Here is a 19,717-nt window from a genome sequence, read left to right as displayed (position 1 = left end):
TAACATTCCATGTTTAATGTTGTTTGATGGCAAAAATAAGCGTGAAAATATCGCGAAATTCCGCTTGAAATAATCGGTTTCAGAAGAATTAATAATAAAGAGTTTGTTTGGGAAGATTTCCCACAAGTCATTACAATATTAACAATTTAGCAACCATGCTGATGGAAGTTGTGATTATTCATGATCTTGTCGTGTTACCAGATGTAAAATACTAAAGAATTATTCGTTTTTGCCTCATTGATTAACAGCCGTTTTGTATGTAATCCGAACAAAAGGTGGGAAAATGCGCCTGTGGGCAATATTTTGCTTTGAAAGGACGCTTTCTGTTTAATTACTTTTTATGAGATGTTTATGAAATTCGGTTTGATCTTTCTGATTTCTATTGTGGCAGGTGTTCTTTCTGGTGAACATTTCCACTCTTTTATGGTTGGTTTTAGTATCGCAGCTATTGCTGTCGGTACGGGGTATTGGCTGGCATTTCGTTCAACGCGTTATCCGCAACTTGCTGCGTTGTTGTTGTTAATGGGTATGATGGCGAAAATGGCTGTTACCGTTGTGGGTGTGATGTGGAGCTTAGAAGCGAATCTGATCAACTCACCACTGGTTTTCTCATTGTCTTACTTGTTCTTCTCTATCGTAGTGACTTACCTGTACTTCAAACTACGTGAATTCCAGATGAACAGAGCATCGAAACTTGTTGCGGAAAATAAAACATTGGCAGCACAAGTTGCGTAATTTCTGAACCAAGCTGCTTATTAGATGCTGATATACCCAAGTAACCTCAAGATGCAGGATTCAGAGTGATACCAGCCAGCTCAATTCAAGGAAAATGTACGAAGGAATGACTGGTCCTTTCGAGTGCATTTGACACAGAAGTGGGCTGGCTGGATCACTCCCGAAGGGCGAGTTTTCCAGACACTAATGTTGCGTTGCTGTTTTTGATGTAGAGCGACTATATCTGCAAATCAGCGCCTGACCTTAGCGCCTGGAAATTCTCGCTGAAACGAGCATCTTGAGGTTACTTGGGTATAGTTATAATGAATAAATAAAAAGGGGCTGACTAGCCCCTTTTTTGATCTCGGCTGTTAATCAGAAGAAACGGATTACTACGAGGATCTGAGATGGACAACTTAAATTGTGTGCATCTGGCCCATCTGGAAAACGGTCTGTACTTCATTATCATCATTAAGCAAGGTGATGTTTGCTTTGTATCCGGTTTTTAATTGACCATATTCATTGTCGATCTTTAATGCTTTTGCCGGGTATAAACTCGCCATGCGCAATGCTTCTTCGCGGCTGAGGCCGACATGATCAATCAGGTTTATTACCCCTTCAATCATGGTAATGGCAGCACCTGCAATCGTCCCGTCGGCAAAATGACATTTTCCTTCCGTTACATATGCGGTGGTACCAGCCATATTATATTCGGTTAATTCAGTTCCGGCAGGAGCCACGGCGTCAGTAACCATGAATAACTTTTCGCCCATCAACTGGTGCGCGATACGTACCGATGCATATGAAGAATGAATGCCATCGACAATGATCCCTGCATGTGGTTTTTTATCGAAAATGTAACCGACCGTTCCCGGTTCACGAGAGCCGAAAGGTGTCATGGCATTGTAGAGGTGAGTCGCCATGGTTACGCCTTGCTTACTGATCAGATCATCGTAGTTAGCGTTGGTGTGGCCTAATGAAACGGTAATACCAGCTTGCGTGAGAATATCGATAACTGATTGCGGTGTGTTTTCAGGCGCCAGGGTAATGACGCGGATCTTATTCGCATTATCAGCAAGGTAATGGGCGGTTGTCTCATCCAGTTGACGGATGAAATTCTCTTGATGTGCCCCTTTTTTTTCTTTACTAATAAACGGACCTTCAAGGTGCAGGCCTAAGATACCTTCACTGGCAGGATTGTCGATATCTGCGATTAAGTCGATCGCCTGTTTCATCAATGGTGCCTGACTGGTAATAAAGGTTGGCAGATACTGCGTTGTACCATTTTTGATGTTGGTGGCATTCATGACATCGAGGGTGTTTTTCGTGATATCGGTATTGAGTAACACACCACCGCAGCCGTTTAATTGAATATCAATAAAACCGGATGTTGCAAGTAATCCATTGGCATTAAAGGTATTATCTGGCAAGTCAGCTTCAGGCATCGGCACGATAGCCTGAATTGTATCGTGTTCAATGATCATTGCCTGGTCGTAAAGAATGCTGTGACCATCAAAAACGTTAACATGAGTAATCGCAAACATAAGCATCTCAATTATTTAGTCTGTTTATAATTATAGATGGGGATAGCACCGATTTTATCACAACGGCATTCCCAACCAACGGCGATGAAAAGAGATGACCGGCATCTTATTTTTCATTAAAAAATAAGATAGCCAATCAAATCATTTTAGTCAATGGTCAGAGACGTTTTTTAAATGCTCTTTTTTATTCTCTTCTTTAAGCTATTCCATCATTTGATGATTTTTAATATTTGTTTGAAACGCTCGCCTTCCGCTATTGATTGCAACTCAAATAGCGCCATTTCCGTGCAAGTGAGCTTGACGCCAGCTTGTTGCATTTTATCTAGAGCAAGCTGTTTGTTTTGAGGGGTCCGTGAAGATACAGCATCGCTAACAACTTCAACATGGTAGCCGGCGTTATGTAAATCCATGACTGTTTGATAAACACAGATGTGGGCCTCAATGCCGACTACTAACACGATTTTACAACCAGTTGCTTTAAGTGCAGCAGCAAGTTCCGGGTTACGATAAGCACTGAAGGTGTTTTTAACGACAGGTTCCTGCAGCTTGATATGATCCGTGATTTGAGGAATGGTTGCCCCTAGCTTATCCGGTAATTGTTCTACCCACAGGGTAGGCAGTTCAAGGATATTAGCGCCTTTGACCATGGTTTCAAGATTACTAAAGAGCGCCTCTTTCTCGTCCATGATCTGTGCCAGTTTACCCTGAACATCAATAATCATGAGTGCAGTATTGGTGGTATCAAGCATAGTGCTGTCCTATTGAAATGATGAGATAAACATCTAGTAACGAGCCCCTAGCATAATGGCTTTTGTTTGTTGTGCAATTAGACGTTAGCTATATGTGAACTATTGCAGGTTAGAAGAATAAGCACCGCTTTTCCTGTTAACTATCGCCCATTTTTCAGACTGGCCTCAGCTCAGAATAATTGAGTATTATATAAGTGCAGCGTTTAATCTCGCTGTTTAAACCCTGAGTACTCAATTCCGGCTAATCTTGCCATCTCATGATCCCATGTTGCCAAATCATCTTTATTGAATTGATTTAAGTGGCGATGGCCACAGGCTCTTGCCATCACTTGCATCAGTTCGGTCGATGCGGCAAAAAAATTAGCAAGTTGTTTGGCTGCTTTGTCGGGATTTAGCTTCTGGCGTAAATCTTTTTTCTGAGTCGCGATCCCTGCTGGGCAATTATTGGTATTACAGATACGAGCAGCAACGCAGCCAATTGACTGCATGGCGCTGTTAGCAATGGCAATGCCATCGGCGCCCAGTGCCATGGCTTTAATAAAATCACTGGGTACCCTTATGCCACCAGTGATGATCAGAGTAACATGATCGGTCATGCCTTGTTTATCAAGAAAATATCGGGCACGTGCTAAAGCCGGAATGGTGGGAACACTGATGTGATCCCGAAATAATTGTGGCGCAGCTCCCGTACCACCACCACGACCATCAAGGATGATATAGTCTGCACCAGCTTCTAGGGCAAATCCCATGTCACGTTCGATATGGTTAGCGCTGAGCTTGAATCCAATGGGGATCCCTTTGGCGATTTCCCTCACATCATTAGCGAACTCGGCGAAATCCTTCACGGTTTTAAGATCTGTAAATGTCGGGGGCGAAATTGCGTCGGTACCTTCTGCTAATCCGCGTACTTGCGCAATTCTTCCAACATTTTTGGCTGCGGGAAGGTGACCGCCTGTCCCTGTTTTCGCTCCCTGACCGCCTTTAAAATGAAATGCCTGTACTGTTTTCAGTAATTCTTCGTTGTAGCCAAATTTGGCGCTGGCCAGTTCATAAAAATAACGGCTGTTAGCTTGTTGTTCTTCTGCGAGCATGCCGCCTTCACCTGAGCAGATCCCCGTGCCGGCTAATTCAGCCCCCATAGCTAACGCCGTTTTGGCTTCTTGTGACAACGCACCAAAGCTCATGTCAGAGACAAACAACGGTATATCAAGTACTAATGGTCGTTTGGATTTTGGGCCGATAACCAGTTCGGTACCAACTTTGGCATCCTCCAGTAGTGGCTTGGTGGCCATCTGCGCCACCATGATTTGAATGTCATCCCATTGAGGCAATTGATAACGTGGAACTCCCATGGCCGTCATCGGGCCGTGGTGCCCAAGCTTTGACAGGCCTTCCCGTGCCAGTTGATGAATGAAAGCAACGGTGGGCTCTTCTTTTGTTGCGGTGGCAACAGGCATTGCACTATGACTACTTTGTACACCGGGGCCTTCTTTGCCGACATCACTTGTTGAGAATTGTTTATGAGTACCATCACAGAACGGGGCATTCTGAGTGTGTTTACAGGCGCATAAGTATTCTTCACTGCTTTTATCGGCTTTAAAAGCCTTAGGGGTAAACCCTGTGCCTTGATGAGAACCATCACAAAAGGGTTGGTTGGCCGAACGGCCGCAGGTACAGAAATGATACTCCTCACCGGCCATCAGTTGGACTTTGGCCGGACGGTTATTGGCCACAATCGGTTTAGTCATCACTCGGCTCCTTTATAGATTGTTTTGTGTGTTCACAACGTCTTTTTGTGGTTTGGATTTACCATGTTTCAGGTCTGGTTCTGGTTTCAGTATGGAGGAGGAGGGCAGATTTTGCCTGTATGGAGCAAAAGGATGGATTGTTCAAAATAATAGAACAAAGTGTTCCAAAACGACGTGTTTAAAATATGATGGAAGCGGGGTACAGTGGCGTCCAACAATTTGGTGACTCGCTATATACCTAAATTATCTCAAGATACAGAGGAAGTTCTGAACCTCACATTATGAGGTGGTTGGGTATAGGATACACATAATGAATAAGTATAAAAAAATAAAGAGTGTAATGAGTGTAATGATTTATGCCGCTGGCATAGTCGGGGTGGCATTTATCTTACCGGCTTGTATTGGTTTTGTTTTATCAGAATTAGCCCCATCTATTCTTCTTCATTTACCCTAACTTTTTGGGAGTGAAATTTGAGCTTATTGATGGAATATCAATCATCGCTGATGTGTAACTTGTAGGGATATAGTTGATAAATACGACTCGTGTAAATTAACTATCATTTAGCTCGGCCTCCATTCTGGAGGTTTTTTTGTACCTGTTATCAGTGTTTTGTAGAGATTTACGGTTCTTATACCCCTTTAGCTTAATGCTTTGTAACGTGATGCCCCTTTACAGCATCGAAAAATAGCGGAACAATGGGCAGGCATTTCTTTAGTAACCTTTGAATGAGATTATGGCTGAAAAAAAAGCGAACCCATTTACTGATTTGATCTTTAACGTCATTGTACCTTCTGTCATTCTCATGAAATTGAGTGGTGATGAACATCTTGGCTCTGTTGGTGCGCTTGTTATTGCATTAGCATTTCCTGTTGCTTTGGGTGGCTACGAACTGATTCGATTCAAAAAGTTTAATTTTATCTCATTGTTAGGCTTTGTCAGTGTCTTGCTTACTGGTGGTATCGGTCTGTTAGAACTGGATACCAAATGGTTAGCCGTTAAGGAAGCTCTGATCCCTGGTTTAATTGGCTTGGGAGTCTTCATTTCAACCTACACTAAATTTCCGGTTGTTAGTAAGTTGCTTTTAAACGATACCGTTTTAAATCTTGCTTTGATCAGAGAAAAACTGGCGATGAATAACAAGCAAGATCAATTTGATCGTTGTCTTGTGCAGTCTAACCACTTGTTTGCCAGTACGTTTATTTTCTCGTCGGTGATGAACTATATATTAGCAACCACAATTGTAACCAGCCCTGCCGGATCTGTTGCTTTTAACGAAGAGCTAGGAAAGTTAACCTTAATGAGTTATCCGATGATAGCAATCCCATCGATGTTAATGATGATGGGCATTTTCTATTTCGTCTGGCGCAAAACTCGTCAGCTGACCCAGCTTGAATCAGCTCAGATTTTTATAGTGCAATAATCAGCAATAATCAGCAAAAATCCGGAACCGATTGGTTCCGGATTTTTTTATATCCCAGAGTTCAACCTGTTGCTTTAATTCCGCTCGGAAAGCGTTCTGAATTGATCAGATACTCACCCCATTTGGTATAAGAAATATCGTTCCCGCAGAGTCATCTGTAAGTGAGTGAACGGTGGTTTTCACTATATCCAACTTTTTATGTCAAACACTTTGGATAATAACACTACCTGGTTTAGTGGGGCTTAGCGTCTTATCGTTGAGACTTTATTGGGTTTAAATAGACACTTTGGCAGAATCAGCAATACTTAGTTAAGAACACCGTAGGGGTGTTCTTAACATTTCTGTGGTGCGTTGTTATGAAGTTGTTTTCAGGTTTTCTATCGCTTTGTCTGATCGCTGCTTGTACATCTCAAGAGTCGGTCAATAATCAGTTAAGTCAGCAAGGCCAGTTTATACAAGACGAATGCTACAACACATCGATGTACAGCCTATCCGAATCTTTTGATGAATTTATTTATGACCGTCAACAGGAGTTGAACGTACTGCGTTCCGAGCTGACAGATGAAAACTATGACCAGTTAGATTTTGCCCTAAAGAACTTTTCAACTCACTGGGATGAGCTGAGTTCAGAGCGTGATATGGCGTGCGAACAACGTGCTACCTGTGAGTTTTTCAAAACGAAAAATGCCAAGAAGCAAGGATATGCTCAGGACGTTTGCGAAAGTACAGATTTTAAATACAATGTGAGCCGAGCAAAGATCATTACTTTTTTCAATGATATTGAGCGGTTACAGCTACAAAAAGATGAGTAAATCCAGCCTGGTATAGAAGCCGCTAGTTTGGGTATAGGTGAACCTATTTTCACTCTGCTATGCCTTGTATACTCATACTTAAGATAATACCGACAGGTATCATGCCAAACAGACTTGTACTTCATCACAGAAGTTTTGACGAGTTCAGTCACCAAACTTCGTCATTCCGTAAAGTGAGGCACGAACTTATACGGAATCTAAGGCGCACACAGTTAGAACTGGATCCCGGATATCTCGTTCCTCGATTCCGGGATGACATGTTTCGGACTTCAACTATTCATAATTTACGTGAAAGAGTATTCGTAATCTGATTCAATCAGAGTTTAGTCCGTTTGGTATAGATACAGCATATACCCAAGTGACCTCAAGATGCAGGATTCAGAGTGAGCTCAGCGAGTTCAATTCAAGGAAAATGAGCACAGGAATGGTTGTCCCTTTCAAGCTCATTTGGCACAGAAGTGGGCTCGCTGACTCACTCCCAAAGGGCGAGTTTTATTGGCTTCTATGCTGCGTTGCAGATTTTTGACGTAGAACAACTAGGTCTTCAAATCAGCGTCTTGCCTAGAAGCCAATAAATTCTCGCTGAAACGAGCATCTTGAGGTCACTTGGGTATAAAAGATGTTACTTTTCTGTCAGCTGGAGCTGAAATAAATAATGAAGTTAATTACTGTTGATTGTCCCCACTGCGGCAAGGGGGCTGGTATTTCGGCTCAATCATTGTCAAATACGGTGAGTTGCGATCATTGCAATAAACCATTGTTGGATGGGAAGCCTGTAGAAGCGAATGCAAAGAATTTTGAACAGCTGATTCTGAGCCCTAAACCTGTTGTGGTGACCTTTTGGGGGACGAACTGTACGCCTTGCAATACCTTTAAGCCTATTCTTGAAAAAATAGCGGCTGAACGTAAGAAACAATTACGTTTTTTACGAGTGAACAGTCAGCAACACAGGGCAATTGCATCACGATATCGTGTCCGAGGAGTTCCAACGATTATGGTGTTTAAAAAAGGGAAGCAGCAGGCCGTTCTGAATACCGCTTTACGGAAAAAAGAGTTTGGCCAGTGGCTGGACGATGTATTGCAATCCTAAGTTGATGAGAGAAATCCCAATCGGGGTAAGTCACCCTGATAACTTTCTAATGCCTTGATTATATGTGATACCTGAACATGGTTTTATACGCGGGTATCACATTCCCATCGCATAAATTAAGTGCTATGGTGATTAAAAAGCGATATTGAAGATAGCCGTTTTGATACATTTATTACAGAAAGTGAAAGGAGGATAATATGGCTACTAGCCGTAAAATTAGTAAAGAACGTCTTGCTCTGAAATTATCTCTCGCCGGTACTGTACTTGTTGCTGGTTTGGGTATCGGTTATGGACTTTATGTCGATTCTAACGCCATTTTGCTTGACGGTATGTTCTCATTTCTAAGTATGGGGATGACGGGTTTAAGCCTGTATACCGCGTATTTAGTTTCAAAACCTGATGATAGGCAATTTCAGTTTGGTTACGCTCATATCGAGCCGCTTATTAATGTCGTCAATGGTTTGCTCATCTTAATTACCTGCTTGTTCGCTTTCATTAGCGGTGTGCAAACCATTGTCAAAGGTGGTCATGATATTGTCTTGGAACACGCACTGATCTATGCGGTTCTATCAACCATTTGTTGTTTTGTTATTTACTACACCGAAACCCATATAGCTAAAAGTGTGGATTCAGAGCTGGTTCGTGTCGATTCGCAAGAATGGTTGGTTGATGGCATTCTTAGCGCCGCCATCTTAGTTGGTTTCATTCTTGTGTTGATTTTTGATTCGATGGGGTATTCCCGCTGGAACGCTTATGTAGATCCAATACTCGTCTCTACTCTTTCTATTGCAGCATCGATTTTACCCATCAAAGTATTACGACGTAATTTGCGCGAGGTGTTACTGGTTGCGCCGCAAGATAAGGCACAGCGTCATGTTGATCGTGTGATAGAAGATCTCTCCAGGCTGTATCAGTTTGATGGCTACACGCACCACCTGGCGAAAACCGGCCGTCAGTATGATCTTGAAATCAACATTTTGGTGAAAGATGATGCACGATGGACAACCAAACGGCAGGATTACATTCGTCAACTGTTATGGGATGAGTTATCTGATGATCTAGGGGAGACCTGGTTGTCAGTTAGCTTTACAAGCCAGGAGCGATGGTTGTAAGCGGCAAAATTCCCCTGTTACTCTGAGTCGAGAGGTTTGGGTATTAAGCATTATTTTAATTAGCAACAGTCAGTTAATGTCAATCTCTGCTAAAATTAACATGTGATATAAAAAGATGTTTTTAAAGGACTCTCTGATTGAAATAGAGACACGGTAGGTGAAACCTAACAGGGTAGGTCATTTTTACATCACAATCTGGTAACTTATTTGTGCAAAATTAAGCTAAGTAAGGTATCTTATTTTCAAGTCTAAAAATTGTTTTTAGTGAGAGACATTTTTTAGACCATAACTTAGCGCTTAGGCTGACTATGAGCTGTACATGAAGTCAGTCACTTATAACCGAGATCCTATAAGGTTAAATTATGGAAACCATTTTAGTTCTGGCCTTTATTATTGGTGCCGTTTACATCATAGTCAAAGAGAAAAAATGCACGAAAGATGTAGACCATTCACGAGACTCATTTTAGGTCCTAAAGCGCTATCTGGCGTTTTTATGATCGTGATATCAAATATGGTTAACTCTTGATCGTATTTGTTTTGTTGTTTCCTTTCTTGCAGATCATTCTATAATTTATTGCAAATGCTGCCTTGAATAAGTGCCAATGAATTCTCGCTGAACTCTGCCTCTTGAGGTCGTTGACTGCAGGGGGTGTTGCTGATCTTATGCCTCTCTGACTGAACGACTAAATTCATTGCTCTGAGCTATATAGTATAGTTATCGTGCATACCCTTGCGGTAACTTTTTTCGCGTTGAAAAAATTTCGTTCTAAGGCGTGATCTATATCGCTAACATATTGAAATGACTGCTTGTTAATGATCTAACTAATGAATAAAGTTAAAGAAAATATGGATATTACTCAGCTATATTGCTTGGTTGGGTTTGGATAGTTTACAAGCGGATATGAAAAAAAATGAGGATTCGTGGTTCTCACTGCCTATATGTTTTTATAATAACTGTTGGCAGGGGAAAATGAGCAAGTTCACAAAGATAGCGCATTTAAAAGCTGAGCTTTATGCATTCGCATTTGTGATTGGGTTAGCTTTTCTTTTTTCATTATCGACTGGGTACTTTTCCAAGCACCAGCTTTCCTACGTTATTCGTACTGATTCTAAAGAGTTACTTCAGACCTATTCCTTGAGTTTTGCTGAATTTCAAAATGATCTGAGTAAGTTATCGGAAAAATTTCAATTAGATTGTGGCGCTCTGGATGAGCATCAACTACAGCATATTGTTTACAACGATTACATTATTCGGCGCATTACCCTACAAACGCAAGATGGCAAACAATGCACCAGCTTTAAAGGTGCTGATATAGAGAGTCGTCTGGCTCCATTAATCAAAAATTTAAGTTCAAATGTTTCGCTATGGGTGACATCAGAATCCCGTAATGAACAAAATATATTGGTTGCTGAATGGAAAGATGAACGAGGGACGATGCTGGTGCATATGGAACCTTTGGTTTCTGATACCCTTCGTAATAAATATTGTGATGATTGCATTCTGAGCTCGATGTCATCGATAGATAATCCCACCGTCTCTTTCTGGCGTGGTGATGCCTCTTTGCTGTCAAAAGAACCATTGTTCAGTTCAGAATTTGTTAACGGACTCCGGCTGAATACGTTTGTTAAATCAGAGTTGCTCGATAAGTATAAAGAAAAGCTTTGGTTACCTCTGTTTCTGCTCGGCGGAGCACTTGGCGTGCTGTTTATTTTTATTTATCGCACCATTGTCAGAAGAAAAATGTCACTGCATTCTTTGGTGGAACAAGGTTTAGCAAAGCGAGAGTTCATTCCTTACTATCAACCGATCGTTAATGTTGCAACAAATTCATTGTATGGCTGCGAGATGCTCGCTCGATGGAAGCGTCCCGGGCAGGATATGATTTCCCCGATGGAATTCATTCCTTATGTCGAAAAAAGCGGGCAAATTCTTCCGATCACTGAGCAATTAATGGAAAAAGCCATTAATGAAATCGGTAAGTTGAATTGGCATACGACTAAGCAAATTATTAGCATTAACGTAGTGCCTGATCAGTTAGAGAGTCTTGAAGTCATCGAAAAGTCGCTTGATTTATTGCGGAATTCAGAGCTGGAACCCACTCAAATTGCGTTTGAAGTGACCGAACGTAAACGCTTTAACAATCTGGCCATTGCTTCAGATGTTATTGAGCATCTGCGACTTAAGGGCGTCAATGTTAAGTTGGATGATGCCGGTACAGGATATGGAGGTTTTAGCTATATTCAGCAACTTAATATACGTAGCCTGAAAATCGATAAAATGTTTGTCGAAAACATCGGAACATCCGATATCAAACTGTCTTTGCTTGATTCGATCATCGCTTTTGGTAAAGAAGCCGGGATGGAGATGATCGCGGAAGGGGTTGAAACCGAAGAGCAATCTCAGTATTTAGCCGAGCAAGGGGTTAATTTGCAGCAAGGGTTCTATTTCGGCCGACCGATGACTTTTAGAGATTTTGCTTATTTCTGTAAATCGATGGCGTCAGATAAATTTGTTAATCCTCATAAAGAAAATGCTCTGGTCTGTATTGATTAGTTTGTGAAAAAAGGTGAACGCATTTTATTTGAGTTCACCTTTTTTATACGCTTAGCTAATAATAATCTCTGCAACAGCTATTAAGCGTGCTTGTCTCGCCATGCTTGAGTTAATCGGCTGATTTCGTTTTCAGTCTCTTGCCACATTCTGGTCTTGATCAGATCGCTGTAATCTCCTGTTGGCTTTTTCAACAGCGTATCCAGAAGCGGTACCTGAGCTTGAGGTAACCCATCTAATGCCTCAATAGCACCGTCACGGTTGTTACAGAGCATCACCATGTCACAGCCTGCTTGTTGTGCTGCAATGGCTCTTTCACTGTAACTTCCCAGCACATCGGCACCTTTCATATTTAAATCATCAGAGAAAATCACGCCTTTAAAGCCGAGATCCCTACGTAAAACGTCTTTCAGCCAATAGTCTGAACCGCTAGCTGGTTTGTCATCAAATGCCTCGAATATTACATGGGCCGGCATCATGCCATCGAGAAGGTTTTGTTCGATGAGATGTTGAAATACAGTCATATCGTGTTGTTTAATTGTCTCACGTGGATCGACAGGGGTCTCCAGATGAGAATCAGCAATGACACCTCCGTGTCCGGGGAAGTGTTTGCCTGTCGCTGCCATTCCCGCCTGTCTCATGCCCTGAATAAACTGGCTGGCATACTTTATTATTTGTTTCGGATCGTCGGAGAATGCACGATCGCCAATGGCCTTACAGTCAAAACCTATATCTAAAACAGGGGCGAAGCTGAGGTCGATATCCATAGCAAGCAGTTCTGCTGCCATTAACCACCCACCTTTTTTTGCCATCTCAATCCCATTTTTCTGCTCGGCAAAAGCTTTTGCCGGTGGAAGATGAGTGAATTCATTGCGAAAGCGCTGAACACGGCCGCCTTCCTGATCAACGGCAATAAGAAGAGGGCGTTTGGCTGTTTGGCGAATATCTTTTGTCAGAGCACGTAATTGAGCGCGATCGTGAAAATTTCGTGCGAAGAAGATGATCCCCCCCACGGTAGGGTGCTGGATAATTTCACGTTCTTCTGCATCAAGTTCACAGCCTGAGACATCGAGCATTAAAGGGCCCATGGGTTGCTCCGAAGTATAAAAAATTGGGGATATAGATAAGAAAAAGCTTAACTTACCATAGCTTGAGATTACCGCAATTTGAAAAGTGTAAATACAGGTTAAGCTAATGAATATCCTATTCGCGATAGATCTCTTAGACGGGATTCTACGGGACAACTGTTTCCATACGTAAACACTGGGTTGATGCGGATATGGAGCAGCTAACTATAAAAAATAAGTCGATTGCAATGATGTTGAAAAACCTCCATTTATTGTGAGCTTGATCTTTTTTTTAAGAAATAGCATGTAACCGCATTTCACATAATGTGATCTGCGTCTCTTTCGTTTATTTTGTAGCTGATTACACTGTTTACGAATTCAAGTGCTTTTATATATTTACGAGATCACAACATGACGGTACTGGTAGCAATTTCATTAACGACAGGTATTCTTTCCGGTATTTGGGGATGGGTGGCTGTTTCCCTGGGTCTATTGAGCTGGGCAGGATTTCTGGGTTGCACAACTTACTTTGCTTCCCCTAAAGATGGTATCAAAGGCCTTGGCCTGAGCATTGTGACAAATATGAGCGGCGTTTTTTGGGCAATGGTCATTATTCACCTGTCGAGTCTGTTCAGTGTTGAAATCTTAGGTTATGTAGTCACTGCTCTTGTATCGTTTTTCATGTGTGTTCAGGCAAAGAAAACATGGTTGAATTACATTCCGGGTACCTTTATCGGATCATGTGCAACATTTGCTGCGAACGGTGACTGGCAACTTGTCATTCCATCGTTGATTGTTGGAGCACTGTTTGGTTATACCATGAAGGCATCTGGCCTATGGTTACATCATAAACTCAACCAACCCAATTCAAAACTGTCTTCAGCTGCAGTTGAAGCTGAGTAATACAAAAGAATATCCCCCTTCTTGATATCCCTGAGTGGAATGTTTGCCGCACATATCGTTATGATATGTGCGGTTTTTTTTGTCTTTGGATATGTACCCAAACTACCTCAAGATGCGAGATTCAGAGCTTTCTCTGGGAACTCAATTCGAATTAAATGTGTGTAGGAATGGCATTCCCTTTCAAACACATTTTGTGAAGAAGTGATTTTCCAGAGGAGCTCCCAAAGGGCGAGTTTCATGGGCTTTTATTCTGTGTTAGCCATTCTCTAAATAGAACCACTATTCACTCTAATGGCTGCCTTGCCTAAAAGCCCATGAATTCTCGCTGAACTCTGCATCTTGAGGTAGCTTGGGTATATGTTAAAACGTCAGAGGCAAGGAACAAACAGTCCTTTGGTTTCTTGGCATAATGAGATTAGCGCCTGAGGGTGAGTGGCTTTAGGGGCCAGTACACAAACGCGCAGTCCATCATTTAATAAAGCATGAACCTTATCTTGAAGTGCCTCTGGTGTGTACGGCTCACGGTCTGCATCACGGCGGCATAGATCAACGAAAATATCATCGCTTCCTTCCGGATACAGTACAAAGTCAGATTGCTGCATTAAACGGAGTGCTTTTAGCGTCAGCATTTCCGGATCGATATCTGTTTCTATCAGGTAAAGGCTACTGGTTGGTGTTTCAGGCTCTGACAGCAATAATGTGAATGCCTGCTCTAAACTAGCGGTATCATTGGCTTGTTCGACTGCAGGCAGGCGGAAAAAGCGCTCCCAGAATTTCCTTCTCTCATCTACCGTTTTGAAATGCTGTTTGATGCGCTCTCTTTGTTTGCCTGAAAACTCAGCCAGCAAACTCAGGTTCTGCGGAAGCTGGGTTTCAAGTTTTTCTCTGATGAAACGAACCAGAACGGGTGAGGCTCCGCCGCTGGAAATTGCGACTTGAATAGGGGTCCGATCAATCATTGACGGTGTAATGAAATGGCAATGGAATGGATCGTCAACAATATTCGTCCAGATGCCTTCGGCTTCGGCATCAGTAAAAACCTGATGGTTCAGTTTGGGATCATTGGTCGTTGCCCAGACCTGATGGAACCCAATAACGCAAGATGGATCGTACTTTTGTTTAATGTAGGTCAGTTGCTTGTTAGCCGCTAAGCGTGATAAGTGCGGATGTAACTGAGGCGAAATGACGGTGATATCAGCGTTGGCTCGGAGTAAGAGATCAACTTTTCTGCATGCAACGTCACCTCCGCCGATGACAAGCACTTTTCTATTCTTTAAGTTTAAAAAAATAGGGAAAAAATCCATTGTATTAATACTTCCTCGGTATCTATTAATGTCAATAATATCTTATATCTATTGGTTTTATCACTAGTTACCCATCAATTAATTATGTGTATCTGGCTTTGTAATATTTTGAAACATAAAACTTTAAAAAACACGGTGTTATCAATAATCGTTCAGCTTTCATTAAAGGCTGATTGTTAACGTAATCTGACAAGAAAATTATTGATATTTATTGTGTGTTTTTTTAGCTGTTTGCATTTGAAATTTGAATTTGCGCATCAGCATTTTATTGTTTTAATTATAACTATGGTCAGCAAAATGAAAAAAAAACTTGTTATCGCGACGCTGGTAAGTTCGAGTTTACTTATGGGGTGTGGCGATAAGCAAAATGGACGGCAAGCCCCGGTAAGCCCGCTGGTTGCAGCAGAGCCTGTGAGCGTGATTGATTACCAGCAAGGTAAGCAATATGTCGGTCGAACTAACGCCATTGAAGATGCGGCAATCACGGCGCAGGTCTCGGGCTATCTTAAGGAGCGATTCTTCACCGAAGGCCAGATGGTAGAAAAGGGGCAGCTGTTATTTCAAATCGAACCAGCTGCTTATGAGGCAAGAGTTGCCAGTGCCCAGGCAGAAATTTCGCAGGCAGAATCTAGTTTAAAGAATGCTGAATTAGATTTTAATCGAGGCCTGAATCTATTGCCGAAAGGCAGCATTAGCCAGTCGGAATTCGATAAGCTGACCGCTGATAAGCTAGGTGCTGAAGCACAGCTGAAATCGGCTAAAGCCCAGCTATATGCCGCTGAAGTCGATCTGTCATATACCCGTGTTGTAGCCCCGTTCAGTGGCAGGATCAGTGACAGTAAAGCCAGTATTGGTGATTTGGTTTCACCCTCATCAGGTGTGCTGACGACTTTAGTGAGTCTTGACCCGATCCATACGGTGTTCAACCTCAGCGAACGTGAGCGCTTAGAACTAGGTATCGATACTCTTGATGGCAGCGGCCGTGGCAACGGTGATGTAGAAGTGGTTCTGACGTTAAATGATGGCAAAGAGTATCCGCTTTTGGGCCAGGTTGATTTTATTGGTAATCGCATTGATTTGAATACCGGGACAATCGCCATGCGTGCAATCTTTGAGAATCCGACTCAAGCGTTGCTACCTGGTCAGCATGTACAAGTTTTGTTACGTGAAAAACAGCCAGTGAAAATGACGGTTATTCCACGTCGCGCTGTGCAAAGTGATTTGGAAGGTGACTTTGTAATGATCCTTACTGAGGGTAATGTTACTGAGCGCCGCAATGTGGTACTTGGTCCTCAGACCGAGCAGGGCGTGATTATCCGTAAAGGTGTCGCAGCCAAAGAGATCGTGCTGACTAAAGGTCTGCAACGTGTTCGTAATGGTATGACCGTTCGTCTTGAAAATACGGATGCATAAGGAAAGAAAATGCTGAGTCGATTCTTTATCCAGCGTCCTAAATTTGCGTTGGTGATATCTATAATTTTAACTCTGGCAGGTGCGATTGCCGTACTGAATTTGCCAGTGGCGGAATACCCTAAAATCAGTCCGCCGTCGGTGAGTGTAACGGCTTATTACTCAGGTGCGAGTGCGGAGGTTGTCGAAGAGGCCATTGCTGATCCGATTGAAGCCTCTGTTAATGGCGTTGAGAACATGATTTATATGTCCTCAAAAAGTGCCAATGATGGCTCTTATAACCTGAACGTTACGTTTGATATCGGTACTGATCCTGACATGGCACAGGTGAATGTGCAAAACCGTGTTGCTCAGATTGAATCAAAGCTACCGGCTGAAGTTCGCATGGTGGGCGTGACGGTGAAGAAACGTTCGCCTGACTTGCTGATGGTCTTGAACTTCTATTCTCCGGATGGTAAGTACGATGATAAATTCCTGATTAACTACATCAACCTCAACGTTAAAGATCAGTTGGCGCGTGTACAGGGCATCAGTGAAGTTAACGTTATTGGTGGCGGTGAATACGCAATGCGTGTTTGGCTTGATCCGGAAAAAATGGCGAACCTGGGACTGACAACCTCTGATGTCAATGCCGCTCTCGCCGAGCAGAATGTTCAGGTTGCGGCAGGTAAAGTGGGTGCGCCTCCTTATAACAACGCTCAGGAAGTCCAGTTTAACCTGGTGACCAAAGGTCGCCTCGAATCCGTTGAGGAGTTCGAAAGAGTTGTGCTGCGAGCAAGTCCGGACGGATCTGTTGTTTACCTGAAAGATATCGCACGGGTAGAGTTGGGCAAGAAATCCTACGAAGGATACGGTACTTTCCGAGGCAATCCGGCTTCCATTGTGGCTTTATCGTTACAATCTGATGCCAATGCGTTAGAAAGTGGCCAGGCGGTGATGGAGCTGCTAGATAAGCTCAGTCACAATATGCCTGATGGTATGGCTTATGAAACCAGTTACGATACAACCCTGTTCGTCGCTGAGTCGATCAAAGGTGTGGTTAAAACGCTGATTGAAGCGGTTATTCTGGTTATTGCTGTGACTTACCTGTTCTTAGGTAGCGTACGCGCGACCCTGATCCCTGTTGTTGCTATTCCGGTTTCGCTCATTGGTACCTTTGCCGTCATGCTTGCGGCTGGTTTTACGATCAATACGGTGACGCTGTTTGGTCTGATTCTGGCTATTGGTATTGTGGTGGATGATGCCATTCTGGTTATCGAAAACGTAGATACCAATATGAGTCGGGATCCGAGCCTGACGCCGCGACAAGCCACCTTGATTGCGATGAAGGAAGTAACGGGCCCGATCATCACCTCAACGATGGTACTGCTGGCGGTATTCCTGCCTGTCGCCATGCTGCCCGGTATTACGGGGATCATGTATCGCCAGTTTGCTTTGACTATCTGCATTTCAGTTGTTATCTCCTCGATTAATGCGTTGACCCTGTCTCCGGCGCTGTGTTCTCTGGTGTTAAAACAAAACGGAAATAATACTGCTCGCTGGTTCCAGAAATTCAATAAAGGTCTGGATAACGTTACGCTTAAATACGGGGCTATAGCGGGCTTCTTGGTTCGTAAAGTTGCACTGCTAGGTAGCATCTTTGTGGTTGCTGTTCTGGCTGTCACCTTATTGGCTAAGACAACCTCCACGGCATTTGTTCCACAGGAAGATAAAGGCATTTTACTGGTCAATGTCCAGTTGCCGGATGCGGCATCGCTGTCACGTACTGAAGAAACGGCGATTAAACTTCAGAAAATAATTGAACAGGAACCTGGGATTGAAGGGATCACGGTTGCCAACGGTTATGCATTCCTGACGGGTGCGGCTGCTTCAAACGGGGCATCAATGTTCATCAAATTGAAAACATGGGATGAACGTGGCGAGATGGCCGGTGATCACTCTTCATTTGCGATCACTAACCGTATTAATGCCCGTGCAGTAATGGAATTGCCGGAAGCGGTAGTCTTTGCGATGGGTGCACCAGCCGTTCCGGGAATGGGAGCAGCATCGGGATTTGAATTTGTATTGGAAGATACCCTCGGGCGAAGCCGTACTGATTTGGCCAATGTCATGGGAGAGTTGATTCAGAAAGCCAATGCTCAACCAGAGATCCAGTACACTTTCAGTATGTTCCGAGCCAATGTCCCGCATTTCTATGTCGATGTTGACCGGGTTAAAGCGAAGCAGCTGGGTATTCCCCTGACCGAAGTGTTCCAGACCTTGCAAGGTAATCTGGGTTCTATCTATGTGAATGATTTTACCCTTTACGGCAAGAACTTCCGGGTAACGCTTCAGGCTGACAGTCAGTATCGTAGCGATCTGCAATCGCTGGAGCGGTTCCATGTGCGTTCATCTTCTGGTGAGATGATCCCGCTAAGTACGTTGGCAACCATTGAGCAAGTGTTCGAGCCGGATGTTGCATGGCGTTACAACATGTACCGTGCTGCGGTGATTCAGGGCAGCCCCGCTCCGGGTTATTCCAGCGGCGATGCGATTGCGGCGATGGAACGTGTCGCGGCTGAAGTCTTACCACAGGGTTATCAGTATGAGTGGACGGGGATGGCTTATCAGGAAGTGAAGGCAGGTAATCAGGCAATTTATGCTTTTGCTCTGGCGTTGATCTTCATTTATCTGTTCATGGTGGCACAGTATGAGAGCTGGAGTATTCCGCTGGCAATTATTCTGGTAGTGCCTGTGGCTACGCTAGGCTCATTCTTAGCACTGAGTATGACAGGGACACCGTTGGATCTGTACGCACAGATCGGCTTGGTCCTGCTGATCGCGCTGGCGGCGAAGAATGCGATTTTGATCGTGGAATTTGCCAAGATTGAACGGGAAGAAAAGGAACTGGCTATTGAACAGGCGGCGGTACGTGGGGGGAAATTGCGTTTCCGTGCGGTGAATATGACGTCCTGGTCATTTATTCTGGGTATTTTGCCGCTGATATTTGCGTCAGGTGCCGGTCATATCAGTCAGAACTCTCTGGGTATATCACTGACGGGCGGTCTGTTATTTGTGTTGCTTGCCGGTACTTTTCTAATTCCGGGCTTCTTTGCTATTATTCAGCGCCGCCGTGAAAAAATCCATGGTGGCTCAACCAAGCTGGTGGAATTAGCTGACGAGTAATATCAATTAGCGTTATTAAATAAAAAGGGTTCCCTATGGGAACCCTTTTTTTATAAGTTTTAAACCCAAACCACGTTGAGGATATAGAGTTACTTTCTGCGCCGGAGCAGGCCGACAGCGGCAAGAG

15 protein-coding genes are annotated in these 19,717 nt (G+C 43.3%); 10 read left to right on the top strand and 5 right to left on the bottom strand.

What is annotated here, in order from left to right; all coding sequences use genetic code 11:
- Positions 1 to 351: 351 nt before the first annotated feature.
- Positions 352 to 735, top strand: coding sequence for an NADH:ubiquinone oxidoreductase (locus L4D76_RS16455; RefSeq protein ID WP_428441985.1), 384 nt, complete (start codon positions 352 to 354; stop codon positions 733 to 735).
- A gap of 395 nt (positions 736 to 1,130) precedes the next feature.
- Here L4D76_RS16455 and nagA read toward each other — a convergent pair whose 3' ends face one another.
- The 3 genes from nagA to L4D76_RS16440 form a co-directional block, all read right to left on the bottom strand.
- Positions 1,131 to 2,258, bottom strand: coding sequence for an N-acetylglucosamine-6-phosphate deacetylase (gene nagA / locus L4D76_RS16450; RefSeq protein ID WP_428441984.1), 1,128 nt, complete (start codon positions 2,256 to 2,258; stop codon positions 1,131 to 1,133).
- 209 nt (positions 2,259 to 2,467) lie between these two features.
- On the bottom strand, positions 2,468 to 3,007 hold the full coding sequence (locus L4D76_RS16445) for a hydrolase (protein ID WP_428441983.1): 540 nt from the start codon (positions 3,005 to 3,007) through the stop codon (positions 2,468 to 2,470).
- A gap of 203 nt (positions 3,008 to 3,210) precedes the next feature.
- Positions 3,211 to 4,755 carry a glutamate synthase-related protein gene (locus L4D76_RS16440; protein ID WP_428441982.1) on the bottom strand — a complete coding sequence of 515 codons (1,545 nt, stop codon included), beginning with the start codon at positions 4,753 to 4,755 and terminating at the stop codon, positions 3,211 to 3,213.
- A 310-nt stretch (positions 4,756 to 5,065) separates the two neighbouring features.
- On the opposite strand from L4D76_RS16440, the gene L4D76_RS16435 reads away from it, so the two are divergent.
- The 6 genes from L4D76_RS16435 (at position 5,066) to L4D76_RS16410 (ending at position 11,744) form a co-directional block, all read left to right on the top strand.
- On the top strand, positions 5,066 to 5,209 hold the full coding sequence (locus L4D76_RS16435) for a hypothetical protein (protein ID WP_428441981.1): 144 nt from the start codon (positions 5,066 to 5,068) through the stop codon (positions 5,207 to 5,209).
- Between the two features lie 280 nt (positions 5,210 to 5,489).
- Positions 5,490 to 6,176 (top strand): VC0807 family protein, encoded by a 687-nt coding sequence (locus L4D76_RS16430; RefSeq protein WP_428441980.1) that lies wholly within the window; start codon positions 5,490 to 5,492, stop codon positions 6,174 to 6,176.
- 356 nt (positions 6,177 to 6,532) lie between these two features.
- Positions 6,533 to 6,988 (top strand): hypothetical protein, encoded by a 456-nt coding sequence (locus L4D76_RS16425; RefSeq protein WP_428441979.1) that lies wholly within the window; start codon positions 6,533 to 6,535, stop codon positions 6,986 to 6,988.
- A gap of 655 nt (positions 6,989 to 7,643) precedes the next feature.
- Positions 7,644 to 8,078: a thioredoxin TrxC gene (trxC, locus tag L4D76_RS16420; RefSeq protein WP_428441978.1), complete on the top strand. Its 435-nt coding sequence runs from the start codon at positions 7,644 to 7,646 to the stop codon at positions 8,076 to 8,078.
- A 197-nt stretch (positions 8,079 to 8,275) separates the two neighbouring features.
- Positions 8,276 to 9,190: a cation diffusion facilitator family transporter gene (locus L4D76_RS16415; RefSeq protein WP_428441977.1), complete on the top strand. Its 915-nt coding sequence runs from the start codon at positions 8,276 to 8,278 to the stop codon at positions 9,188 to 9,190.
- A gap of 970 nt (positions 9,191 to 10,160) precedes the next feature.
- On the top strand, positions 10,161 to 11,744 hold the full coding sequence (locus L4D76_RS16410) for an EAL domain-containing protein (protein ID WP_428441976.1): 1,584 nt from the start codon (positions 10,161 to 10,163) through the stop codon (positions 11,742 to 11,744).
- An 80-nt stretch (positions 11,745 to 11,824) separates the two neighbouring features.
- Here the strand turns inward: L4D76_RS16410 and nagZ are convergent, their stop codons facing one another.
- The gene (nagZ, locus tag L4D76_RS16405) at positions 11,825 to 12,829 is read right to left on the bottom strand and encodes a beta-N-acetylhexosaminidase (protein ID WP_428441975.1); all 1,005 of its coding nucleotides are present in this window, start codon (positions 12,827 to 12,829) and stop codon (positions 11,825 to 11,827) included.
- Positions 12,830 to 13,219: 390 nt separating this feature from the next.
- Here nagZ and L4D76_RS16400 point away from each other — a divergent pair, with 390 nt between their 5' ends.
- A complete protein-coding gene (locus L4D76_RS16400) occupies positions 13,220 to 13,711 on the top strand; it encodes a DUF1097 domain-containing protein (protein ID WP_428441974.1) in 492 nt (163 codons plus the stop codon).
- A 368-nt stretch (positions 13,712 to 14,079) separates the two neighbouring features.
- On the opposite strand, the gene L4D76_RS16395 is transcribed toward L4D76_RS16400, so the two are convergent.
- A complete protein-coding gene (locus tag L4D76_RS16395; protein WP_428441973.1) occupies positions 14,080 to 15,015 on the bottom strand; it encodes a precorrin-2 dehydrogenase/sirohydrochlorin ferrochelatase family protein in 936 nt (311 codons plus the stop codon).
- Between the two features lie 297 nt (positions 15,016 to 15,312).
- On the opposite strand from L4D76_RS16395, the gene L4D76_RS16390 reads away from it, so the two are divergent.
- Both L4D76_RS16390 and L4D76_RS16385 read left to right on the top strand, forming a co-directional pair.
- Positions 15,313 to 16,428, top strand: a complete 1,116-nt coding sequence (locus L4D76_RS16390) for an efflux RND transporter periplasmic adaptor subunit (RefSeq protein WP_428441972.1) — start codon at positions 15,313 to 15,315, stop codon at positions 16,426 to 16,428.
- 9 nt (positions 16,429 to 16,437) lie between these two features.
- Positions 16,438 to 19,590 carry an efflux RND transporter permease subunit gene (locus L4D76_RS16385; RefSeq protein WP_428441971.1) on the top strand — a complete coding sequence of 1,051 codons (3,153 nt, stop codon included), beginning with the start codon at positions 16,438 to 16,440 and terminating at the stop codon, positions 19,588 to 19,590.
- Positions 19,591 to 19,717: the final 127 nt, after the last annotated feature.

The organism is Photobacterium sagamiensis (genome assembly GCF_050337085.1).
In the GTDB taxonomy this organism is placed as follows: Bacteria; Pseudomonadota; Gammaproteobacteria; order Enterobacterales; family Vibrionaceae; genus Photobacterium; species Photobacterium sagamiensis.
The sequence above is the reverse complement of the archived record's forward strand: the minus strand, read 5'-3'. Positions and strand labels throughout refer to the sequence as shown.